This is a genomic window from Bacillus sp. FSL R9-9530, from assembly GCF_038008145.1.
GTDB lineage: Bacteria > Bacillota > Bacilli > Bacillales > Bacillaceae_G > Bacillus_A > Bacillus_A mycoides.
The window spans coordinates 4,581,528-4,599,802 of the sequence record NZ_JBBOYO010000001.1 but is presented as its reverse complement, the minus strand read 5'-3'; the positions used below and the strand labels follow the sequence as shown (position 1 = coordinate 4,599,802).

General features: G+C 34.0%; 19 protein-coding genes, 1 pseudogene and 1 riboswitch. Of the genes and pseudogenes, 6 read left to right on the top strand and 14 right to left on the bottom strand.

The window, feature by feature from the left end; all coding sequences use genetic code 11:
• Positions 1 to 14 precede the first annotated feature (14 nt).
• A complete protein-coding gene (gene feoB, locus MKX66_RS23200; protein ID WP_033709533.1) occupies positions 15 to 2,003 on the bottom strand; it encodes a ferrous iron transport protein B in 1,989 nt (662 codons plus the stop codon).
• A complete protein-coding gene (locus tag MKX66_RS23195) occupies positions 2,000 to 2,227 on the bottom strand; it encodes a FeoA family protein (RefSeq protein ID WP_000060512.1) in 228 nt (75 codons plus the stop codon). The genes feoB and MKX66_RS23195 overlap by 4 nt, the downstream gene beginning before the upstream one ends.
• A gap of 194 nt (positions 2,228 to 2,421) precedes the next feature.
• A riboswitch (TPP riboswitch) is annotated at positions 2,422 to 2,523 on the top strand.
• 85 nt (positions 2,524 to 2,608) lie between these two features.
• On the opposite strand from MKX66_RS23195, the gene MKX66_RS23190 reads away from it, so the two are divergent.
• Positions 2,609 to 3,280 carry an energy-coupled thiamine transporter ThiT gene (locus tag MKX66_RS23190; protein WP_107887313.1) on the top strand — a complete coding sequence of 224 codons (672 nt, stop codon included), beginning with the start codon at positions 2,609 to 2,611 and terminating at the stop codon, positions 3,278 to 3,280.
• 208 nt (positions 3,281 to 3,488) lie between these two features.
• Here the strand turns inward: MKX66_RS23190 and MKX66_RS23185 are convergent, their stop codons facing one another.
• The 6 genes from MKX66_RS23185 to MKX66_RS23160 all read right to left on the bottom strand — a co-directional run bounded on the left by MKX66_RS23185 (position 3,489) and on the right by MKX66_RS23160 (position 8,206).
• Entirely contained in the window at positions 3,489 to 5,342 is a 1,854-nt protein-coding gene (locus tag MKX66_RS23185) for a sensor histidine kinase (RefSeq protein ID WP_326997205.1), read from the bottom strand.
• A complete protein-coding gene (locus MKX66_RS23180; RefSeq protein ID WP_016130401.1) occupies positions 5,339 to 6,028 on the bottom strand; it encodes a response regulator transcription factor in 690 nt (229 codons plus the stop codon). The genes MKX66_RS23185 and MKX66_RS23180 overlap by 4 nt, the downstream gene beginning before the upstream one ends.
• 53 nt (positions 6,029 to 6,081) lie before the next feature.
• Positions 6,082 to 6,702 (bottom strand): class D sortase, encoded by a 621-nt coding sequence (locus MKX66_RS23175; RefSeq protein ID WP_002138791.1) that lies wholly within the window; start codon positions 6,700 to 6,702, stop codon positions 6,082 to 6,084.
• Between the two features lie 89 nt (positions 6,703 to 6,791).
• The gene (locus MKX66_RS23170) at positions 6,792 to 7,286 is read right to left on the bottom strand and encodes an LPXTG cell wall anchor domain-containing protein (RefSeq protein WP_137076403.1); all 495 of its coding nucleotides are present in this window, start codon (positions 7,284 to 7,286) and stop codon (positions 6,792 to 6,794) included.
• 186 nt (positions 7,287 to 7,472) lie between these two features.
• Positions 7,473 to 7,805 (bottom strand): hypothetical protein, encoded by a 333-nt coding sequence (locus MKX66_RS23165; protein WP_000410949.1) that lies wholly within the window; start codon positions 7,803 to 7,805, stop codon positions 7,473 to 7,475.
• Between the two features lie 185 nt (positions 7,806 to 7,990).
• On the bottom strand, positions 7,991 to 8,206 hold the full coding sequence (locus MKX66_RS23160; protein WP_002129607.1) for a hypothetical protein: 216 nt from the start codon (positions 8,204 to 8,206) through the stop codon (positions 7,991 to 7,993).
• 161 nt (positions 8,207 to 8,367) lie between these two features.
• Between MKX66_RS23160 and hpt the strand changes: the two genes are divergently transcribed.
• Positions 8,368 to 8,895: a hypoxanthine phosphoribosyltransferase gene (gene hpt, locus MKX66_RS23155; protein ID WP_000687585.1), complete on the top strand. Its 528-nt coding sequence runs from the start codon at positions 8,368 to 8,370 to the stop codon at positions 8,893 to 8,895.
• A gap of 150 nt (positions 8,896 to 9,045) precedes the next feature.
• Complete coding sequence (locus MKX66_RS23150) at positions 9,046 to 9,948, top strand: diacylglycerol/lipid kinase family protein (protein ID WP_341087206.1); 903 nt, start codon at positions 9,046 to 9,048, stop codon at positions 9,946 to 9,948.
• Between the two features lie 40 nt (positions 9,949 to 9,988).
• On the opposite strand, the gene MKX66_RS23145 is transcribed toward MKX66_RS23150, so the two are convergent.
• Entirely contained in the window at positions 9,989 to 10,498 is a 510-nt protein-coding gene (locus tag MKX66_RS23145) for a DUF2199 domain-containing protein (RefSeq protein ID WP_000830208.1), read from the bottom strand.
• Between the two features lie 29 nt (positions 10,499 to 10,527).
• Positions 10,528 to 10,665, bottom strand: coding sequence for a DUF7003 family protein (locus tag MKX66_RS23140; RefSeq protein WP_176527795.1), 138 nt, complete (start codon positions 10,663 to 10,665; stop codon positions 10,528 to 10,530).
• 111 nt (positions 10,666 to 10,776) lie between these two features.
• Here MKX66_RS23140 and MKX66_RS23135 point away from each other — a divergent pair, with 111 nt between their 5' ends.
• Positions 10,777 to 11,736 carry an Rpn family recombination-promoting nuclease/putative transposase gene (locus MKX66_RS23135; protein ID WP_341087668.1) on the top strand — a complete coding sequence of 320 codons (960 nt, stop codon included), beginning with the start codon at positions 10,777 to 10,779 and terminating at the stop codon, positions 11,734 to 11,736.
• A gap of 39 nt (positions 11,737 to 11,775) precedes the next feature.
• On the opposite strand, the gene MKX66_RS23130 is transcribed toward MKX66_RS23135, so the two are convergent.
• Both MKX66_RS23130 and MKX66_RS30930 read right to left on the bottom strand, forming a co-directional pair.
• Positions 11,776 to 12,540, bottom strand: coding sequence for a hypothetical protein (locus MKX66_RS23130; RefSeq protein ID WP_341087204.1), 765 nt, complete (start codon positions 12,538 to 12,540; stop codon positions 11,776 to 11,778).
• A 58-nt stretch (positions 12,541 to 12,598) separates the two neighbouring features.
• Positions 12,599 to 12,691, bottom strand: a pseudogene (locus MKX66_RS30930) (DedA family protein); the annotation flags it as partial.
• Positions 12,692 to 13,106: 415 nt separating this feature from the next.
• Here MKX66_RS30930 and MKX66_RS23125 point away from each other — a divergent pair.
• Together MKX66_RS23125 and MKX66_RS23120 are read left to right on the top strand one after the other, a co-directional pair.
• Positions 13,107 to 14,336 carry a helix-turn-helix domain-containing protein gene (locus tag MKX66_RS23125; RefSeq protein ID WP_341087203.1) on the top strand — a complete coding sequence of 410 codons (1,230 nt, stop codon included), beginning with the start codon at positions 13,107 to 13,109 and terminating at the stop codon, positions 14,334 to 14,336.
• 463 nt (positions 14,337 to 14,799) lie between these two features.
• The gene (locus tag MKX66_RS23120) at positions 14,800 to 15,114 is read left to right on the top strand and encodes a YolD-like family protein (protein ID WP_326997223.1); all 315 of its coding nucleotides are present in this window, start codon (positions 14,800 to 14,802) and stop codon (positions 15,112 to 15,114) included.
• 245 nt (positions 15,115 to 15,359) lie between these two features.
• Here the strand turns inward: MKX66_RS23120 and MKX66_RS23115 are convergent, their stop codons facing one another.
• The gene (locus MKX66_RS23115; protein ID WP_326997222.1) at positions 15,360 to 17,309 is read right to left on the bottom strand and encodes an ABC transporter permease; all 1,950 of its coding nucleotides are present in this window, start codon (positions 17,307 to 17,309) and stop codon (positions 15,360 to 15,362) included.
• Positions 17,296 to 18,066, bottom strand: coding sequence for an ABC transporter ATP-binding protein (locus MKX66_RS23110; RefSeq protein ID WP_000859659.1), 771 nt, complete (start codon positions 18,064 to 18,066; stop codon positions 17,296 to 17,298). Before MKX66_RS23110 ends, MKX66_RS23115 begins: the two co-directional genes overlap by 14 nt.
• Between the last annotated feature and the right edge of the window lie 209 nt (positions 18,067 to 18,275).

Below are 18,275 nucleotides of genomic sequence, written 5' to 3'. Positions count from 1 at the left end.
CGATACATCTCCTTCTAGAATCCGAGTAAGGACCCAACTTGGTATATAATGAGCGTTAATACATAAGCAACAACGAGCGGATAAACGACAGAGAAAACTGTCCATTTCATCGATCCTGTTTCACGTTTAATAACAGCTACTGTCGCTAAGCACGGAACATATAATAAAACAAAGAACATAAATGCATATGCTGATAGCGCAGTATAATGTGCTCCCATTACATTTCCTAGCACATCTTCTTTAACCGCATAAATAATTGCCATTGTAGAAACGACAACTTCTTTCGCTAAAAATCCTGTTAAAAGGGATGCCCCAGCTTGCCACGTTCCAAAACCGAGCGGTGCAAATAGTGGTGCGATAAATCCACCAATCATCGCTAAGAAACTGTCTCCCATATCAACACCAAATCCTGATGGACCTGCATAGTTTAATAACCAAATGACAACAGAACCACCGAAGATGAATGTACCCGCTTTACGAACAAATCCTTTACCTTTCTCCCACGTGCTCAGCCATAACGTTTTCGCTTGTGGCACACGGTAAGGTGGTAGTTCAATTACAAAAATAGATTTTTCTGCTTTTAAAATAGTAAGAGACATAATTTTTGTAACGAGTAATGCAAGAACAATCCCTGCGATATATAAAGAGAACACAACAGTCGCCTGACTATGAGGGAAGAAAACTCCCGCAAATAGTGCATATACAGGTAAACGTGCCGAACAAGACATAAACGGTGTTACAAGAACTGTAAGTAACCTTTCTTTTTCTTGTTCAATCGTTCTCGCTGCCATAATACCTGGAACGTTACATCCAAAGCCGATAATCATCGGAATAAATGCTTTTCCGTTTAAACCAAAAAACTCCATAATTCTATCCATAACAACTGCAATTCGTGCCATATATCCTGAGTCTTCTAATAATGAAATGAAGAAAAATAGTGCAAAGATTTGTGGAACGAATACTAATACCGCACCAACCCCAGCAATAATACCTTCTGTAACGAGTGCTTGAATAAAGTCAGAAGCCCCAACACTTGTGAGCCCAGCTGTAACCCAATCAGTAAGTTGTCCGCCAAAAAATCCATCAAGCATATCAGATAAAGGTGTACCAATCCACGTAAACGTAACCTGAAAAATAAAAAACATAACTGCTAAAAAGATTGGAAGTCCTAAAATTTTATGTGTAATTAACCTATCAATTTTTTCTGAAAAAGGAATTTTTCCTTCTTTCTCATGTTGCATAACATTTGTTTTTAACTTTTCAATATACGCTTCACGAGTCTTGTAAATGTGCTCTTCCAACGTACAATCAAGTTTTCCATCTAAACGAGATCGAATGGCTATAAGTTCCTTATAAATTGGTAATGCTTTCATTTCTTTTTCTACTACTTCGTTATTGCTTAAAAATTGAAGGGCTAACCATCTCGGATGCTCATAATTCGCTGTCTCTAAAAGAGCGATTACCTCTCCAATTCCTTCATCCATTTGTACACCATATGAAATAATGAATGGCTTTTTCTCTTTTTGTTTCTCTTCATGAAGAGTAGTAAGTAATTCTTCACAGCCTTTTCCGGTTCTTGCGATGACAGGAACGACTGTTACACCTAATATTTCTGATAGCCGTTTTACATTAATCACAATTCCTCTTTGCTTTGCCACATCAATCATATTTAAACCAATTGAAACGGGCTTACCAAATTCAAGTAATTGCAATGTTAAATGCATATTTCGCTCAAATTGAGAAGAATCCACTATATTTAACATATGATGAAATTCATCTGTTAGTAGAAAATTCGTAACGACACCTTCATCACGTGAAACTGGATTCAAATCATAAACGCCTGGTAAATCAATTAATGTTCCTTGCTTATCTTTTAATTTACCAACCTTCTTTTCTACTGTTACACCGCTCCAGTTTCCTACATATTCATAAGAACCAGTAAGTGCATTAAATAATGATGTTTTCCCTGTATTCGGATTCCCTAGCAAAGCAACCTTATTCACGCTAATTCCACCTTTATCATTTTCGCGTCACAATGACGAATACTAATTAACTGTCCACGACACTCCAATGTACAAGGACCTTTAAACATCGCTTTCTGTTTCAAGCGAAGTTCGCTTCCTTCCGCAAGACCGAAAGCAGCTAGTCTACGCTTTAATAACTGATCTAAAGACTGAATACTTTTTACTAACACTTTCTCGCCAATTTTAATATCTACTAAGCTCATAACCTTCCCCCTCAGAAGAGAATGATAATTATTTTCAAAAAAATTATATCATACTCTATTTCAATTGGACTATACCCTTTTGCTTCATATTTATTAACATTTCGCTACAATTCTATTTCAATAATTGTCATACGGTATTCATTTGCCATTCTCATCCATTTCGCTTACAATGAACAATAGCAAATAAAGAATCTCGTTATCACAGGGGGAGCCTTACCGCTGAGAGGGAACAATTCGTTCCGACCCTTTGAACCTGTTAGTTAATGCTAACGCAGGAATTGTGCAAACGTCCGAAATACATACCTCTTTTTCATTTACGTATTTCGTATCCTCCTATGATATCTATTCTTTTTTTGCAACTTGGATTTAGGGGGAGACAACATGCGTAACACCAATTTACAAGCGATGATCGAATCTGCTATTCTTGCAGCCTTCGCCTTGGTCATCGATATTCTACCACTTTCAATCAAAATATCAGCAACAGGCGGTTCCATCTCATTCGCTATGATTCCTATTTTTATTATCGCATACCGCTGGGGCTTCAAAATGGCTTTCTTAGGAGGCTTAATTTGGGGATTATTACAAATTGTCGTAGGCGATGCCATTATCGTCACACCAATTCAAGTAATCATTGAATACTTCGTTGCTTTCGCATTCATTGGATTTGCTGGTTTATTCTATCGTCCAATTCAAAAAGCACTTCTAGCATCTAATAAGAATGGAAACGAACAATCAAACTTAAGTAGCCGTAAAGATAAGCCTTCATCAAAACAAAACCAAGGAAAGAAAGTAATTGGATACATTATCATTGCTACTTTTATCGGTAGTCTAGCTCGTTACTTCTGTCACTTTATTGCCGGTATTATTTTCTGGGGACAATATGCACCGAAAGGTCAATCAGCTATTCTATATTCTTTAATATTTAACGGTAGCACAATGATTGGTTCCTATATTCTATGTACCGTTTTACTTATATTTTTATTTATCACTTCACCAAGATTATTCAAAAGCATGAGTGCTTATCAAATGAATACACAAAAAAAGGGCGCTTAACTTAGCGCTCTTTTTTCACATCGTAATATCAATTAAAAATACAATAAATGCACAAAAGAAAATAAATACCATTATACTTAGCCAATTGCTATGCACGGTTCATCGACTCCTTACATAACCTCATTTTCTATTCAAAGTATACTGTTTAGAAATAAAGATTAGGTAAAGATAATATGAAAATAAATTAAAAAAGCGTAGATTGTATTGTCTACGCTTTTTTCGGTAAATAGAAGTAAAATAACACACCATCTTCGGTATTCTTCACCCCATATTCAGCATCGTGCAATTCTAAAATATTTTTTGAAATTGCAAGACCAAGCCCTGTTCCACCTTGTGAACGTTTCCTTGCCGCATCCACGCGATAAAAACGGTCCCAAATTTTATCTAATTGTTCTTCTTCAATGTGAGCACCTTTATTTTCAATACATACTTTTATATGATCCTTCCCGTCTATTGTGGAAATAATAATATCTTCTTTTTCTGGTGTATAACGTATTGCATTCGTAATAAAATTCACAATTACTTGTTCAATTCTATTTTGATTCCCAATCACTTCTGCTGGACATATATGTTTGTGCACACTCAGTTCTTTTTTCTCTATCTCCGCTGAAAGCTGTTCACATATTTCTTCAATCACTCCATCGATATAGAAAGAATCCATCTTCATGTTGTATGTGCCAGACTCAAATTTAGCTAATTCAAGCATATCCAAAATTAGTATATCCATCTTGTCTACTTCTTTTTCCATCGCCTGAAAATAGTAGTCTTTCTTATGTTCAGCTACCCCATCTTTTAAAATGGAAATACAGCTTTTCATAATACTCAGTGGCGTTTTTAGTTCATGCGATACACCTGCAATAAATTCTTTCCTTGTGTTTTCTAACTTTCTTTCTTTTTCAATATCTTGTTCTAACTGTCCAATATGTGAATGTAGTTTATTAGATAATGTATTAATATTTTGCGATAAATCACCGATTTCATCTTTTGAAGTTATCGGAATTTTTTCTGTAAAATCTAAATGCGCTATTTTTTTCGTTGTATCATTTATTTTTAGTAATGGTTTTGCAATTTGTTTTGAGTAATAAAACGAAGCTAGAAAAATTAGAACGACTACAAATGCAACAATATAGATGTAATAATCTTGCACCATTTGTACAGCCTCATCGACAGGTTGCAAAGAAGCCATCGCGTATATATATGTTACCGATCCGTCTTTTTCTTTTTTTGGTTTAATTAATAATTTATATTTTATATCATTCTTTTCATAGTCCGTTATTTGTGTTGAATACTGTATATGATTACTCTCTTTTAATAATAAATCAGTTTGAAATTCCTTTATTCTATCTAAGAATAAACTATTTTTATAAATTGGATTCACAGGACCTTTTACATCGGGGAACTGTACTTTCGTAACACGTCCTCCTATGTAAGCACCTAATTCCTGAGTAGCTTGTTCCTGAACGACTGGCTTCTTTTCCTTAACAATTGACTCTTGATCAGCTTTCTTTTTTTCCTCATCTGATTTAATCATTTTCTCCTGAAACGCTTTTTCTAACGGTTTATTAGATCCACTTAAATTCTGCTTAGCTAAAGAAAAAGAGAACGGAATAAAACTATCTTCTTTTCTCACTCCAGAAAAATAAATTTCTTGTCCTAAAAACTGCTCTGATAATTTATTATCAATCTCCTCTATATTGACGAGATTACCTAAGGGAATCTTGAATATTTGTTGTCCAAAGCTCTTCTGTTGCCTACGGTCTATCGTTACTTCAAAATAAAAATCATCCACATGTTTTAAATTCCCATTCTGATCTAATATCGTAATCCACGTATTATTTTCTCTTAAAAAATCTTGCTCCAGCTTCTGAATTCCTTCTGCATTTCCTACATAATTCAAATAATTCTTCTCAAAGGAATTTAAATTCACTTTAATATCTTCTACTTTTCGGTTCGCATAATATTGTTTAAAAAATATCGTTTGACCAATAAATATCGTCGCTAAAATCAACATACATAGAGCTGTTGTAAGGGTAAATAATTTAAGTACAATCCCTTTTCTCATATGTTCCCCTCGAATTTATAACCGGTTCGCACTACAGTTGTAATGTACTTTGCTTTCTCTCCTAATTTATTTCGCAAATTACGAATATGACTATTAACCGTTCGATCATCGCCAGCAAATTCGTACCCCCAAATTCTTGAAATTAACTGTTCTCTCGTTAAAACAATCCCTTGATTTTTCATGAAATAAGCTAATATTTCAAATTCTGTATGTGTTAAAGTAATGTCTGCCTCATCAACAGTAACAGTACGTGACGGAAAATGGACGTGAATGCCATGAATTGATAATGTATCATCTTCATTTTCCAAAGGTTTCTTTGATGCTTGTCTACTTTCTAATAATCGTTTCGCTCTCGCTAATAAAATAGGCGGACTATATGGTTTCGTAACATAATCATCTGCCCCAAGCTCAAACCCAAGTAACGTATCATCTTCATCTACACGTGCCGTCAGCATAATAATTGGAACCCCCGACGTCTTACGAATCCTTCGGCAAACAGACCATCCATCAAGTTCCGGCAACATAATATCAAGTATAACTAAATCGACCTCTTCTTCTTCAAATAAGACTAAAGCTTCTTTTCCGTCTCTCGCTTCAAGCACTTTATATTGTTCACTCAAAAAGTAATCCTTTAATATTTCGCGTAAAATATCTTCATCTTCAACAATTAAAATGTTTTTTGACATAATCTATGTCTCCCCCTCTCGCTTTAAGAAATTATTATTCAAAGCTCTATAATTTATTTTGAATTACTCGTAATTAACTTTGCCTCGATAATATATCGATCCGGTGCATCCCCTATATAATCAAATGGATAACAAGTCGTCAGTGTTAATGTCGGTTCTTCTTTTTTTACAATAACAGTGCGATCATCCGCATGTGTAATCCATGTCTTTTGAATTTCGTATGTGTAAATTTTATTATCATACTCCAAAATAAGGTTATCCTTTTCTTTTAACTCTCCTAAATCTGTAAATACAGTATCTCGATGCCCACTCAGTACAGTATGTCCCCCTCCAGATGGTGTTGTCGTTAAATCACTAACAAACATACCAACTCCTTTTTTCAATGTTGCATCATTTGCTCCCCAATATATAGAAAACTTCTTCTTTATTTTCGGTATATTTAACATTGCTACCTTTTCTCCTTCTTTATGCTCAGTTTGAGAAGAAGGTACTTGAGAAGTTACAGGTGTTTCATGTGAAAGTTGATTATCTTGTATATTTTTAAGGCTCTTTATTTCTTCTTTCGTTAATTCTTGAGCAGAGCTTTTTCCTTTATACCATTCCACAGCGTAATACGATCCCATGAATAGCCCTATGGCCATCAATATGATACCGATATAATTGAGTAACTTCATGTTCCATCCCTCCATGCAAAAAATGGTAGGAATAACCTACCATTTTTAATATATGAAATTATCCCATTCTTTATAGAAAAATATTTTATTTACGCCTTAACTTTATTACGACGCTTCAAACCAAATAATGTCCCTATCCCTACAAGACATGCGCTTAGTGCCATCATTGCTACATTATTTGATGCTGTGTTTGGTAATTTTTCACCTTGTACAGCTGGCTTTGCTACTTCCTGTTTCGCTGCATCATTCTTTTGCCCTGCCTTAATTGCTGCTTCTTTTTTTGCAAGAGCTTCCTTTTCTTGCACTTGTGGTGTTACTTCTTTTTTCGCTGTATCATTCTTTTGCCCTGCTTTTATTGCTTCCTCTTTTTTAGCCATATCACTTTTTTCTTGTACTTGTGCTGCTTCTTTTTTCTCTACTTCGCTCTTTTGCTGTTCCTTAATTGCTTCTTCTTTTTTAGCTTTATCTTGCTGCATTTGCGCTGATTCTTCTTTTGTTAATGTTCCAGTATCCGCACTCGCTACTGAAGAATATCCTACTGTTAAAAGTGCCATTGCACAAATTGGTAATAGTTTTTTTTTCATTTTATTTCTCTCCTTTTATACTTTATTCTAGTAACACATCACGTCGCACCGGATGTATCATTAGAATAAACAAGAGATGTAAATATAAGATGCAGATGAAATGGAATTTTGTTAAAGATTTCATTTTAGAAAAATAAAAAAACACCGTAATATATACGATGTTTTTTCGGGTGTGTGTCTCGATATTTATTTGTTACTTTCGCGTGATTGAGAAGTAGAAAGGGCCGGAGTGATAACTAATTGTCTCGGCTCAGTTTTCTTGAAGTGATTTTTGACGTTACACTTACGACATTGAACGACCCATGCTTTAATAGGATTTGTTAAAATAATTTTTTGCCTTTCGTTAGGGGCCTCTTCTTCCAATTTACAACTATCGCTCCACTTACTCCATTTCATTGTAAATTTAGAAGAAGAATGATCGTCTTCTCGATCAAACGTATGCAAAAAATCCATTTCTCCAGCTAGCATTACGGTGTTACTAGTTGCTAAAAAAGAAAAGGTCGTCCAATGTTTCTCCATGCCCTCCTACTCCTTTTTCACATATAGAGTGCCTAAAACTTAATTTACCTAAAATATGCTTGCCTTTTACCTTACACTTATAGTTTATCCAAAACACTACTATGCAACTATCGATTTGTCTTACAAATCACCTTACATTTTTGTAAGAAACGAAAAAACCTTCACTCTATATACGTGAAGGTTTCTCATTTCTTATCTATATGATCTTTCATATCATCAAGTCCGACTTCTTGCAGCTGCGACATCATACCGTGGGAAATTGCGCCTAATACTAAAGTCATTCCAATTAATGAAATCCGAATTGCAGGTACATCAATTATGTAAGCCAACATACCAAGAACAATTGTTAAAAGCAATGCTTTTATAAATGTTACACTTGTATACTGTTTCTTTTTCATCATAATCACCCTTCGTGGAAGCGTTTTCTTAATATGATCAGTATATCATATCATCTGACTATTTTGTGGGCATTTCTGTAAAAAACTTATATCTTCTTTGACTTTTTTCTTTCTATCCTTTACAGTCGAAATGTTCACAAGTTTTACACTGTAGGAGGATTCAAATGAAAATTGAAATAAAAGACACTTTAATTTCTGAAGAACAATTACAAGAAAAAGTAAAAGAACTAGCGCTTCAAATCGAGCGTGATTTTGAAGGAGAAGAAATCGTTGTAATCGCTGTATTAAAAGGATCTTTCGTATTCGCTGCTGATTTAATTCGTCATATTAAAAATGAATTAACTATCGACTTTATCTCTGCATCTAGCTACGGAAATCAAACAGAAACAACTGGAAAAGTAAAACTATTAAAAGATATCGATGTAAACATTACTGGAAAAAACGTAATTGTCGTAGAAGACATTATCGATTCTGGTTTAACACTTCACTTCTTAAAAGATCACTTCTTCATGCATAAACCAAAAGCATTGAAATTCTGTACGTTACTTGATAAACCTGAACGCCGTAAAGTGGACTTAAAAGCTGAATATGTTGGCTTCCAAATTCCAGACGAATTTATCGTTGGCTACGGTATCGACTGCGCAGAAAAATATCGTAACTTACCATTTATCGCTTCAGTTGTAACGGAATAATATAATAAAGTGAAACCTTAATCAGTGGGATTTTTGTCCATCCCCAATGATTATTGGCCCGCAAATAGCGGGATCAAATAAGCTTCCATGCATTATTGGTGGAAGTTTTATTTCTATCGTAATTTATAAAAACAAAGGGAGAGATGAAGAATGACAAAAACAAAATTTGAAAAAGTACTCCTCATCGTAAATCCGAAAGCAGGACAAGGCGATTTACATACGAACTTAACAAAAATCGTACCACCACTTGCCACAGCTTTTCCTGACCTACATATCCTTCATACGAAAAAACAAGGTGATGCAACAAAATATTGCCAAGAGTTTGCTAGTAAAGTAGATTTAATTATCGTCTTTGGTGGTGATGGAACTGTATTTGAATGCACAAACGGCTTAGCCCCTCTTGAAACTAGACCTACACTTGCAATCATTCCAGGTGGAACTTGCAACGACTTCTCTCGCACACTTGGTGTTCCGCAAAATATTGCAGAAGCAGCGAAACTCATTACAAAAGGACATGTAAAACCAATTGATGTCGCAAAAGCAAACGGACAACACTTCTTAAACTTCTGGGGCATTGGACTCGTATCTGAAGTATCAAACAATATTGATGCAGAAGAGAAAGCAAAGCTTGGTAAAATTGGTTACTATTTAAGCACCATTCGAACTGTAAAAAATGCTGAACCATTCCCAGTAAAAATTACTTACGACGGACAAGTGTATGAAGATGAAGCTGTCCTTGTTATGGTTGGAAACGGTGAATATCTCGGGGGTATCCCATCCTTTATTCCGAACGTAAAATGTGATGACGGAACACTTGATATTTTCGTAGTCAAATCAACAGGCATTCAAGCGTTTAAAGATTACATCGGAAAGAAACTATTTGAAGACTCAAATGAAAATGACATCTTCCACGTCAAAGCTAAATCCATTCATATTGAAACAGAAGAAGAAAAAGAAGTAGATACAGATGGTGAAAGCTCTCTACATACACCGTGTCATATTGAGTTGTTACAAGCGCACATTACGATGATTTATAATCCTAATGTTGTGTAAAGAAAAAAACGAGTGATATCACTCGTTTTTTTCTTCTAATCTAATTATGTCGTTGTATAATTTCTTGTATTTTTTTAACTCTCTCTAAAGTAATTCCATTTCTTTGTTCTATCGCTAAAGGGTGATCGGTTGGCTCTAATTCAACATACGGTGCCATTCCAACTTCTCTTATATGTACATTTGTCTTTAAATTTAGTGTTTCTGGATAAACTGGTATTTCTACAGATAACCAGCCAAAATGAGGATCACTATTCTCTCGTCCTCTCTCATCCCACTCTTCTAGTACTTTATCATAACTTTCTTTACTAAGTGATACCCACACAGTCCAGATGAAATTTTCGTGGTAATCAATTATAGGAATCTCTAAACAGCCTCTAATAAAATAATGTTCATCGTCCATTACACAAAGATCTGATGTTAAATGGAAGCGTCCCTCTCTTTCATGAGCCGCTACCTCGTAGTAATAAGATGGTGCTTCACTTCCGTAACATAAAGGGAATGTAAATCGGTTCATTTGTATCTTTTCTCCGGACTTTCTTCTTCTTTTCATCTATTATGAGTTCTCCTATCCTTTAAATTTCATTCACACTCAAAATCCATCCAATTTTTCCAATGTGTATTAGAATCCTTATTCACAATAACACTTGGATCTTGCTTCTCTATTGTAGCAGCTACTGATTGAAAAAATTCAATTTCACTAGAGTATAACATAGACATACTTGCCTTTCATTTTCTAATAATAATACTAACAAAATAGCAGAAGGGCCTGTTTGCATGGCCTAGTTCTTTTTAGGTACAATGGACCTGATGCAAGGGAGAGGAAAAGCTGTGTTCAACCAACAGTTAGTTAATTTACGCATTGATTTTGCATTTAAACAATTGTTTGGTACGAATGGTAGTGAAGATATTCTAATTGCATTTTTAAACGCTATGTTACAAGAGTCTTTAGAGTCGCCCATTGCTTCTCTACAACTAGAAGATCCACATTTATATCGGGAATATGAAGAGGATAAGTTATCTATTTTAGACATTTCAGCGACATTAAACACAGGAACAAAAGTAAATGTAGAAATACAGCTCAATAATAATCACGATATGATAAAACGTAGTTTATATTATTGGGGAAAATTATACACATCCCAATTACAAAAGGGCATGCCATATAGCTCACTGCATAAAACCATCACCATAAATTTATTAAACTTCATAATGTTTTCAGAACAAAACGCCTTCCATTCAACGAGTATATTATGGAATACACAACAACAGAAACTCCTAAGTCACGACATAGAAATTCACATTGTAGAAATCCCAAAGTTAACAGAACAATGGCGTGAAGAAAAAGTAAATCCGTGGAAAGATCCATTTGTTCGTTGGCTTTTATTACTTTCAGCAAATGAGGATGAGCACTTAACTAAAACATTGGAGGATATTGCTATGAACCAAGATCCTATTTTACAAAAAGCGATAAATAAATGGGAACGTATGAGTCAAGATTCTTCTTTCCGACAAGCCTATGACGCAAGGGAGAAAGTTTTAATGGATGAAGCAGCAAAATTCGCCCACGCAGAGACAGAAGGAATAAAAAGAGGAATGGAACAAGGAATAAAAAAAGGGATTGAACAAGGCATTGAACAAGGGATTGAAAAGGGTCGAAAAGAAGGGGTTCAGCAGGTAAAAATTCAAATGATTAAAAATATGTATGATCTTGGTATACCACTTGAAACGATTGCTAAGGCAAGTAAATTAAGTGTGCATGAGGTTGAGCATATTTTAGGACATAAATAGTAATAAAAAAGAGCTTGAATGGTTTCAAGCTCTTTTTTATTAACTTTCCTCAATTCTTTCAATCTTCCAAACTAAATTATCTGGCTCGTTTTTCTCTAAAAAGGTTAACATCCACATGGTTTTCCCTTTGTCGTTCATCAACATCACTTTATGGTTTAACTTCCAAGCCACGTCACTAACATAATTAGACATTTTATACATATCTTCTTCTCTCATAAGCTTTTCCTTTTTGATTAATCGTCTCGTTCTATACTCCCTTATTTCTAAGTACATATCAGCATAAGCCACTTCATACTGCCAAATTATACTACATACATATTTTTTATTCGGACTACTCTTCTTTATATATACAAGTTCATTTTTATAATCCAAATCCAGTACCTTATTGTTTGCTTTTTCTAACATCTCTATATCCCAATCACATTCCACAGCTAAACTCTTCATTTCAGTATGAACGATTTGAAGGGCTAATTCTTTTTTCTCTCTATCTGATAAATATGGAAAATCATTTACACTCCCATACTCTACAAACACATTCATATATCCAGGAAAAATTCGATATTTCTTCTCCCACTGATTTAATAATGAAATATCATCCACACAGTAAATCAAAATAACTTTTTCATAGTCTGTTCTTAACTTTGACATATGTCGCTCGTATAAAGAAGTAATACAGCTCGTTTCTTTAAAAAAAGATAGCTCCTCATCATAGTTGCTTGAGGATGTTAATTTTAATGTCTCTAAACTACTTATATGCTCTTTTCTTTTTAGAAAACTTAATCGGATATCTCTTATAATTGGCATTTACTCTCTCCTTCTTTTTATTCTAATCTTTTACACTGCCCTCAATAAACTTAAGCCTTTATTCTGGATATTTACTCATCACTGTACTCTTTTTTCGCCTATACAAATACACGCCATACTTTATCGCCACTGCTACAATGCTTTCAATGTGTGTTCTTATACATGAAATATTTTATATTCCTAATTTTATAAATATCTACCCTTAATAAATTTATTTATTTGATATAATGGATATTAAATAGTTTAAAACTTTAATTAGCCCTTACCAATCGTTTTTTGCTGGGTAAACTTTTAACTAATAGTACATTAATGAATTTAATTTTTAAAAGAAGAAACACCATGGCTACGTCTAATTTGAATTAATACATAAATCATTTTCAGTTCCTATTCGTTTTTTATCTACAAACAGAAATATACGTAATCCTTTTTGTTCAACTAAATAAGAATGGCTAAATGTGCTTGAACAATTAGATACTAGGAAATTTACATCTTGCAGAGGAAAAGATAGATCTAGGTATTAATATGTGGTGTTTTACGACCTACTTAAAAGGAGAAGATAGAAAATAATGAATAACCCCATCGACCTACAATACTTATGTGATCTTGTGCATAGAACTTTTCATGTACCTGTTCAGTTCTTATCTACTAGCAGAAAAATCTTATATGAATCTACTTCTAATACTATTTGTAGTCCTTTTTATTCTTCTAAAGAAGAACATCTTAGTGAGATTTATCAGGAAAACGCTCCCTTTAACTTTCCAATTCTTAAAGGGAATAAGTATCTTGAGAATTTCGTTATCATTCATATAACAAATCATGAACATGTAAAAGGAACTATGATAATCGGGCCCACTACCTATCCAAAAGTATCAGATGAAATGGCTATCAAGCTTATGGAGTATTCCAACATTAATAATAAAATGCAACAAGGAATAGCCTACTATCAGTTTCTACCTGAGATTAAAAAAAGTACTCTCATTGATATAAGCATTTGGTTACATTACGCAATTTTCAATGAAAAATTAGATATAGATATTGTGTGGGAAAAAAACAAAATTCTAGAGGACGTTTCTTATAAAATTGTAAATCCCGATTTATATATTTCAAAACGCCGGCGGAATGACCCTAAAAATTACAACATGTCATTAGAACGTAAGTTTTTTTCAGCAATTAAAGAAGGAAATAAAGAAAAAGTAATCCAATATGCATATTCATTCCCGCAAGAAGACGCGGCAATTTCATCAAAAGGAGATCAACTCAGAAACCAAAAAAATAATGGTATTATCGCAATTACTCTAGCTATTCGATATGCGATAGCTGGTAATCTTCCATCAGATATTGCTTTTTCACTTGGTACTTTATATATCCAAACCATTGAAAAACTAGATAACATGTACTCCGTAAATAGATTAATTGAAGATGCCTTATGTACTTTCGCAGAACGTGTTAAAGAATATAGTAATCAAGCATATTCTAATTCAATAACTACATGCCTAAATCATATTCACAAACATATTTACGACGATATATCTCTTAATGATCTTGCTAACCTTTTAGATATTTCTCCTACCTATTTATCTAAATTGTTTAAAAAAGAATTAGGGATTCCTTTAAGTGAGTATGTTCAAAGGGAACGAGTAGAGGAAGCAAAAAAATTATTAACATTAACGACATATCCATTATCAGATATTTGTACCTGGCTTAATTTTAATGACCAAAGTTATTTCACAAGAGTCTTCAAAAAAATCACTAGTATGACTCCTAGACAATATCGTGAAAATCATACCGTAATATAGCAGCATTTTCTTAACACTAGGTGAGATACGTGTAATACCATCTCACCTATCTACAAAATTCACCACTTCAATTTATCCCGCTATTTGTGAGCGCTAATACCCCCACCTCAAAATTAATCAATTTGTTTCGTCTTTTTTATATTCTTTCTATCATCTTTACACGCCTTTATTCTCCTTAATACTAATAAAGTTCTAGCCCATTCAAAAAAGTACAATAATGACAAATAAATTACTATAAATAAGTTGATAAATTTGTTAATTTTTTAATGCTAAGCTAATTCGCCATAATTTCTTCATTAGATAAATTTAAAAGCTAGAATACTTCCAAAAATAGGCTGCTTATACAATGTATTCCGTTCAAGAAAATAAGAAACTTAGCGCTTGAATTAATAGTGATCAAATAGTAATTGTTCTTCCTAAGTTAGAAAGATACAGAAAATATATTGTTAGGAGAATATAAGGCATGAGTAGCGCAAATATATCAAAAGATAGCGACACTTCGAAATTGAATCAAATGACTATTATACCTGAACAAGCCGCTGGCACACGCAAGGTAAGGGTATCACCACAAAATGATAGAGAGAGGATTGAAGACCTTCTATTACAGTCATTCATTTCCGAAAAAGAAATATTAATCACTTATTATGAAGATGGTTATTTTCCCACAATATGTATGGCTGTAATTGAAATAAACCCTTTGAAGCGTTATGTAATATGCATAGATACCTTTGACTATAAACATACCTTTAGTTTTATAGACATAATTGATGCGCATTAATTATGTCTATAAAATTCATGCTATTCCCATCAAGTAATATGTAACACTCCATTCACATCATTTTATTAATATAATAAGAATGACAGACTTACAGTACACAAATTCTGTATGCCTACTCCCTCCTCAAATGTTATTTGTTTTATCTCTCACTAGCACTTATCAAAACAAAAAATAGTGATTCACCTGACTAAAAAATCAGGTGAATCACTATTTTATAGTTCTTATTTCCTTACAGCTACCGTCTATTACTTCGCGCTCACAATCTTATAATAAGATCGAACTGTTAAGAAGTAATATCCGATGTAAATGACGCCATATACTCCGATACTAATTAGGAGCGGAATCATAATTTCGAATGGTAATAAGTTTGCTAAACCTTTTAGTGCAAATAAGCTATGCAGAATTCCGATTACTAACGGAATCGCAAAGATAAAGCTTACTTGTTTTGCGATAGCTTTTTTCATTTCTTGTTTCGTTACACCAACTTTACGAAGTACAACGTAACGCTCACGATCTGCATTTGCTTCAGTTAATTGCTTAAAGTAAATAATAGAGCCTGTTGCTAGTAAGAATACAAGTCCTAAGAACATTCCGATGAACATCATGAGTCCCGTTCCTTCAAGCCCCGTCTGGAAACCAGTATAGAAATCTCTAAATAGTGGTACCATTTCTGATTCACCAGCTGGCATCACTTTTGCTAACTTTTCTGTTAATACTTTACTGTTTCTTTCATCTTTTACATCAATATTTTTTACAGTACGTGTTCCAAATGCTTGCTTCACCTGTTCATACATTTCATCTGAAACGACAATCACTAATTCACCTAAGTTCGTAATTGCTGTATTATTTGCACCTTGAATCGTTAATGTCTTCGTTTCATTGCCAATTTGGAATACTGCTTCACTTCCTTTATACCCAGGGCTAAACTCATACCCTTCAATATAAGAGCTATCATATATAAATGCTTCACCAGTAGCTACATTCACTGTTTCTGCATCGATTTTTTTTGCAAGTTTATTAAATTCGGACTGAGACATAAACTGATATTTCTCTGAAATCGTGTAGTTTAGATTAAGAATGAAGTCCACTTTATCCCCTTCAAACTTCCCTTTTACAGGAACCGTCTCAATTTCAAATTGATCTTTGACAGGGTGATTCGCCTTCTCTTCAGCAAAAATCGCATTTACTTTCTTATCAAGCTCTTCATCTTTTTTCTCATAAGAATAACTGTACGGCGCAGCTACTTTTGATTGCGTAAATGTGTTGTAATACATCGTAACTGACGTACCAACCGCTGTTAATGTCACTGCACTTAAAATAGAAATTGTCGCAAGTGACTTTGCATTTCCTTTAATACGATATAGTAACTGTGACGTCGTTACCATATTCATACCGTTATAAAACGATGATTTATTATTTCTTGCACGTTTCAATACGAATACTGTAAAGAACATAAATAGTAAGTAAGTACCTACTACTGTCGCCAGTAAAATGTAAAGTGCGACTACCATAAAGTCGGCATACTTAAGTGCTTTCACATACATTAACGCTAAGAAATAACCTGAACCGATTAAGAAAACTGAAATTAATGCCATAATAACTGATCCTTTTGGCATTTCTTCTCCTTCACGTTCTGCGCGGAAAAGTTCAATTAGCTTAAATCGATAAATTAAACGATACCCTTGAAGTGATGTATACAATATAATCACAAAGAAAATAATTGCTGTATCCACAATTGCAGCCATCGGTACTTCAAAATGAACATTTAAGTTTAATCCCATCATGCTTACTAATAATTCAAGGAATAGTTTCGAAAGGACGCTACCAATCGCAATCCCTATAATTAAAGACATTAATCCCATTAACATATTTTCATAAAAGAGCATTTTACCGATTTGTTTTTTACGAATACCGAGTAACGAATATAGCCCAACTTCTTTTTTACGTTTTCGTGTAAAGAAACCGTTCGAATATATAATGAACACCGCTACGAATATAATTAGCATGACACTTGAAACTTGAAATGCACCGCTAATTTTTTTAGAACCTTCCGCAGCTTTTTCCATTTGTGAATTATACTGCAACGCCTTAAATGTAAAATAGATGACGATGCTAAATATCATAGATGCAAAATATACAAAGTAGTCTTTAAAGTTCCGCTGTATGTTGCGGAGGGCAATGCTAGATAAGGTCATCAGCCATACCTCCAGAAATAGAAGACATTACGTCAACGACTTTTTGGAAGAACTGTTTACGTGTTGATTCACCACGGTGTAATTCTTTATATAACTCACCATCTTTAATGAAAATAACTCGTTTACAATAACTCGCCGCAAATGCATCATGCGTTACCATCAAAATTGTAGAATTATCATATTCATTTAACGACTTCATACTTTCTAATAAATCTGTCGCTGATTTAGAATCAAGTGCTCCAGTCGGTTCGTCCCCAAATATCATACTAGGACTTGTAACAATCGCGCGCGATGCTGCGCAGCGCTGCTTCTGTCCACCGGATACTTGATATGGGAACTGACTTAAAATATGATCAATACCGAATTTCTTTGAGATTTCAAGAACGCGGCGATCGATCTCACTCGCTTTCACCTTCGATAACGCAAGAGGTAACGCAATATTCTCTTTCACCGTTAACGTATCTAATAAGTTATAATCTTGGAAAATGAACCCTAAATGATCACGGCGGAATAACGCCAGCTTATCATCGTTCATCTTCACGATGTCTTTTCCATCAATTAAAATCTCACCGTTCGTCGCATTATCAATTGTAGAAAGAACATTTAAAAGAGTCGTCTTACCCGAACCAGAAGGTCCCATAATTCCAACGAACTCACCTTCTTTTACTTGTAAGTTAATACCTTTTAAAGCTGCAAATTTATTCCCACCTGTGTCATATACTTTTTCAATATTTTTTGCTTCTAACACTGTTTTCATCTCGACATCCCTCATTTCTTCTATTCTCTATTTTCAACTATATACACTCTCTACTCTTGCCACTATCGATGTTTCTTACACAAACATGACAGTTATGTAAGGCACATAAGTAAAGACATCAGAATTTAACCTAATGTACTAAAGTACTTTGTTACTATAACATTGGGATATCATGCCATCCATTCATTCTCCTTACAGGAACATTACAA

Bases quoted from the DNA above. Each gene is read 5' to 3' on its own strand.
- MKX66_RS23195 (WP_000060512.1), bottom strand. From the start codon at position 2,227: ATGAGCTTAGTAGATATTAAAATTGGCGAGAAAGTGTTAGTAAAAAGT.
- MKX66_RS23190 (WP_107887313.1), top strand. From the start codon at position 2,609: ATGCGTAACACCAATTTACAAGCGATGATCGAATCTGCTATTCTTGCA.
- MKX66_RS23185 (WP_326997205.1), bottom strand. From the start codon at position 5,342: ATGAGAAAAGGGATTGTACTTAAATTATTTACCCTTACAACAGCTCTA.
- MKX66_RS23180 (WP_016130401.1), bottom strand. From the start codon at position 6,028: ATGTCAAAAAACATTTTAATTGTTGAAGATGAAGATATTTTACGCGAA.
- MKX66_RS23175 (WP_002138791.1), bottom strand. From the start codon at position 6,702: ATGAAGTTACTCAATTATATCGGTATCATATTGATGGCCATAGGGCTA.
- MKX66_RS23170 (WP_137076403.1), bottom strand. From the start codon at position 7,286: ATGAAAAAAAAACTATTACCAATTTGTGCAATGGCACTTTTAACAGTA.
- MKX66_RS23165 (WP_000410949.1), bottom strand. From the start codon at position 7,805: ATGGAGAAACATTGGACGACCTTTTCTTTTTTAGCAACTAGTAACACC.
- MKX66_RS23160 (WP_002129607.1), bottom strand. From the start codon at position 8,206: ATGATGAAAAAGAAACAGTATACAAGTGTAACATTTATAAAAGCATTG.
- hpt (WP_000687585.1), top strand. From the start codon at position 8,368: ATGAAAATTGAAATAAAAGACACTTTAATTTCTGAAGAACAATTACAA.
- MKX66_RS23150 (WP_341087206.1), top strand. From the start codon at position 9,046: ATGACAAAAACAAAATTTGAAAAAGTACTCCTCATCGTAAATCCGAAA.
- MKX66_RS23145 (WP_000830208.1), bottom strand. From the start codon at position 10,498: ATGAAAAGAAGAAGAAAGTCCGGAGAAAAGATACAAATGAACCGATTT.
- MKX66_RS23140 (WP_176527795.1), bottom strand. From the start codon at position 10,665: ATGTCTATGTTATACTCTAGTGAAATTGAATTTTTTCAATCAGTAGCT.
- MKX66_RS23130 (WP_341087204.1), bottom strand. From the start codon at position 12,540: ATGCCAATTATAAGAGATATCCGATTAAGTTTTCTAAAAAGAAAAGAG.
- MKX66_RS23125 (WP_341087203.1), top strand. From the start codon at position 13,107: ATGAATAACCCCATCGACCTACAATACTTATGTGATCTTGTGCATAGA.
- MKX66_RS23120 (WP_326997223.1), top strand. From the start codon at position 14,800: ATGAGTAGCGCAAATATATCAAAAGATAGCGACACTTCGAAATTGAAT.
- MKX66_RS23115 (WP_326997222.1), bottom strand. From the start codon at position 17,309: ATGACCTTATCTAGCATTGCCCTCCGCAACATACAGCGGAACTTTAAA.
- MKX66_RS23110 (WP_000859659.1), bottom strand. From the start codon at position 18,066: ATGAAAACAGTGTTAGAAGCAAAAAATATTGAAAAAGTATATGACACA.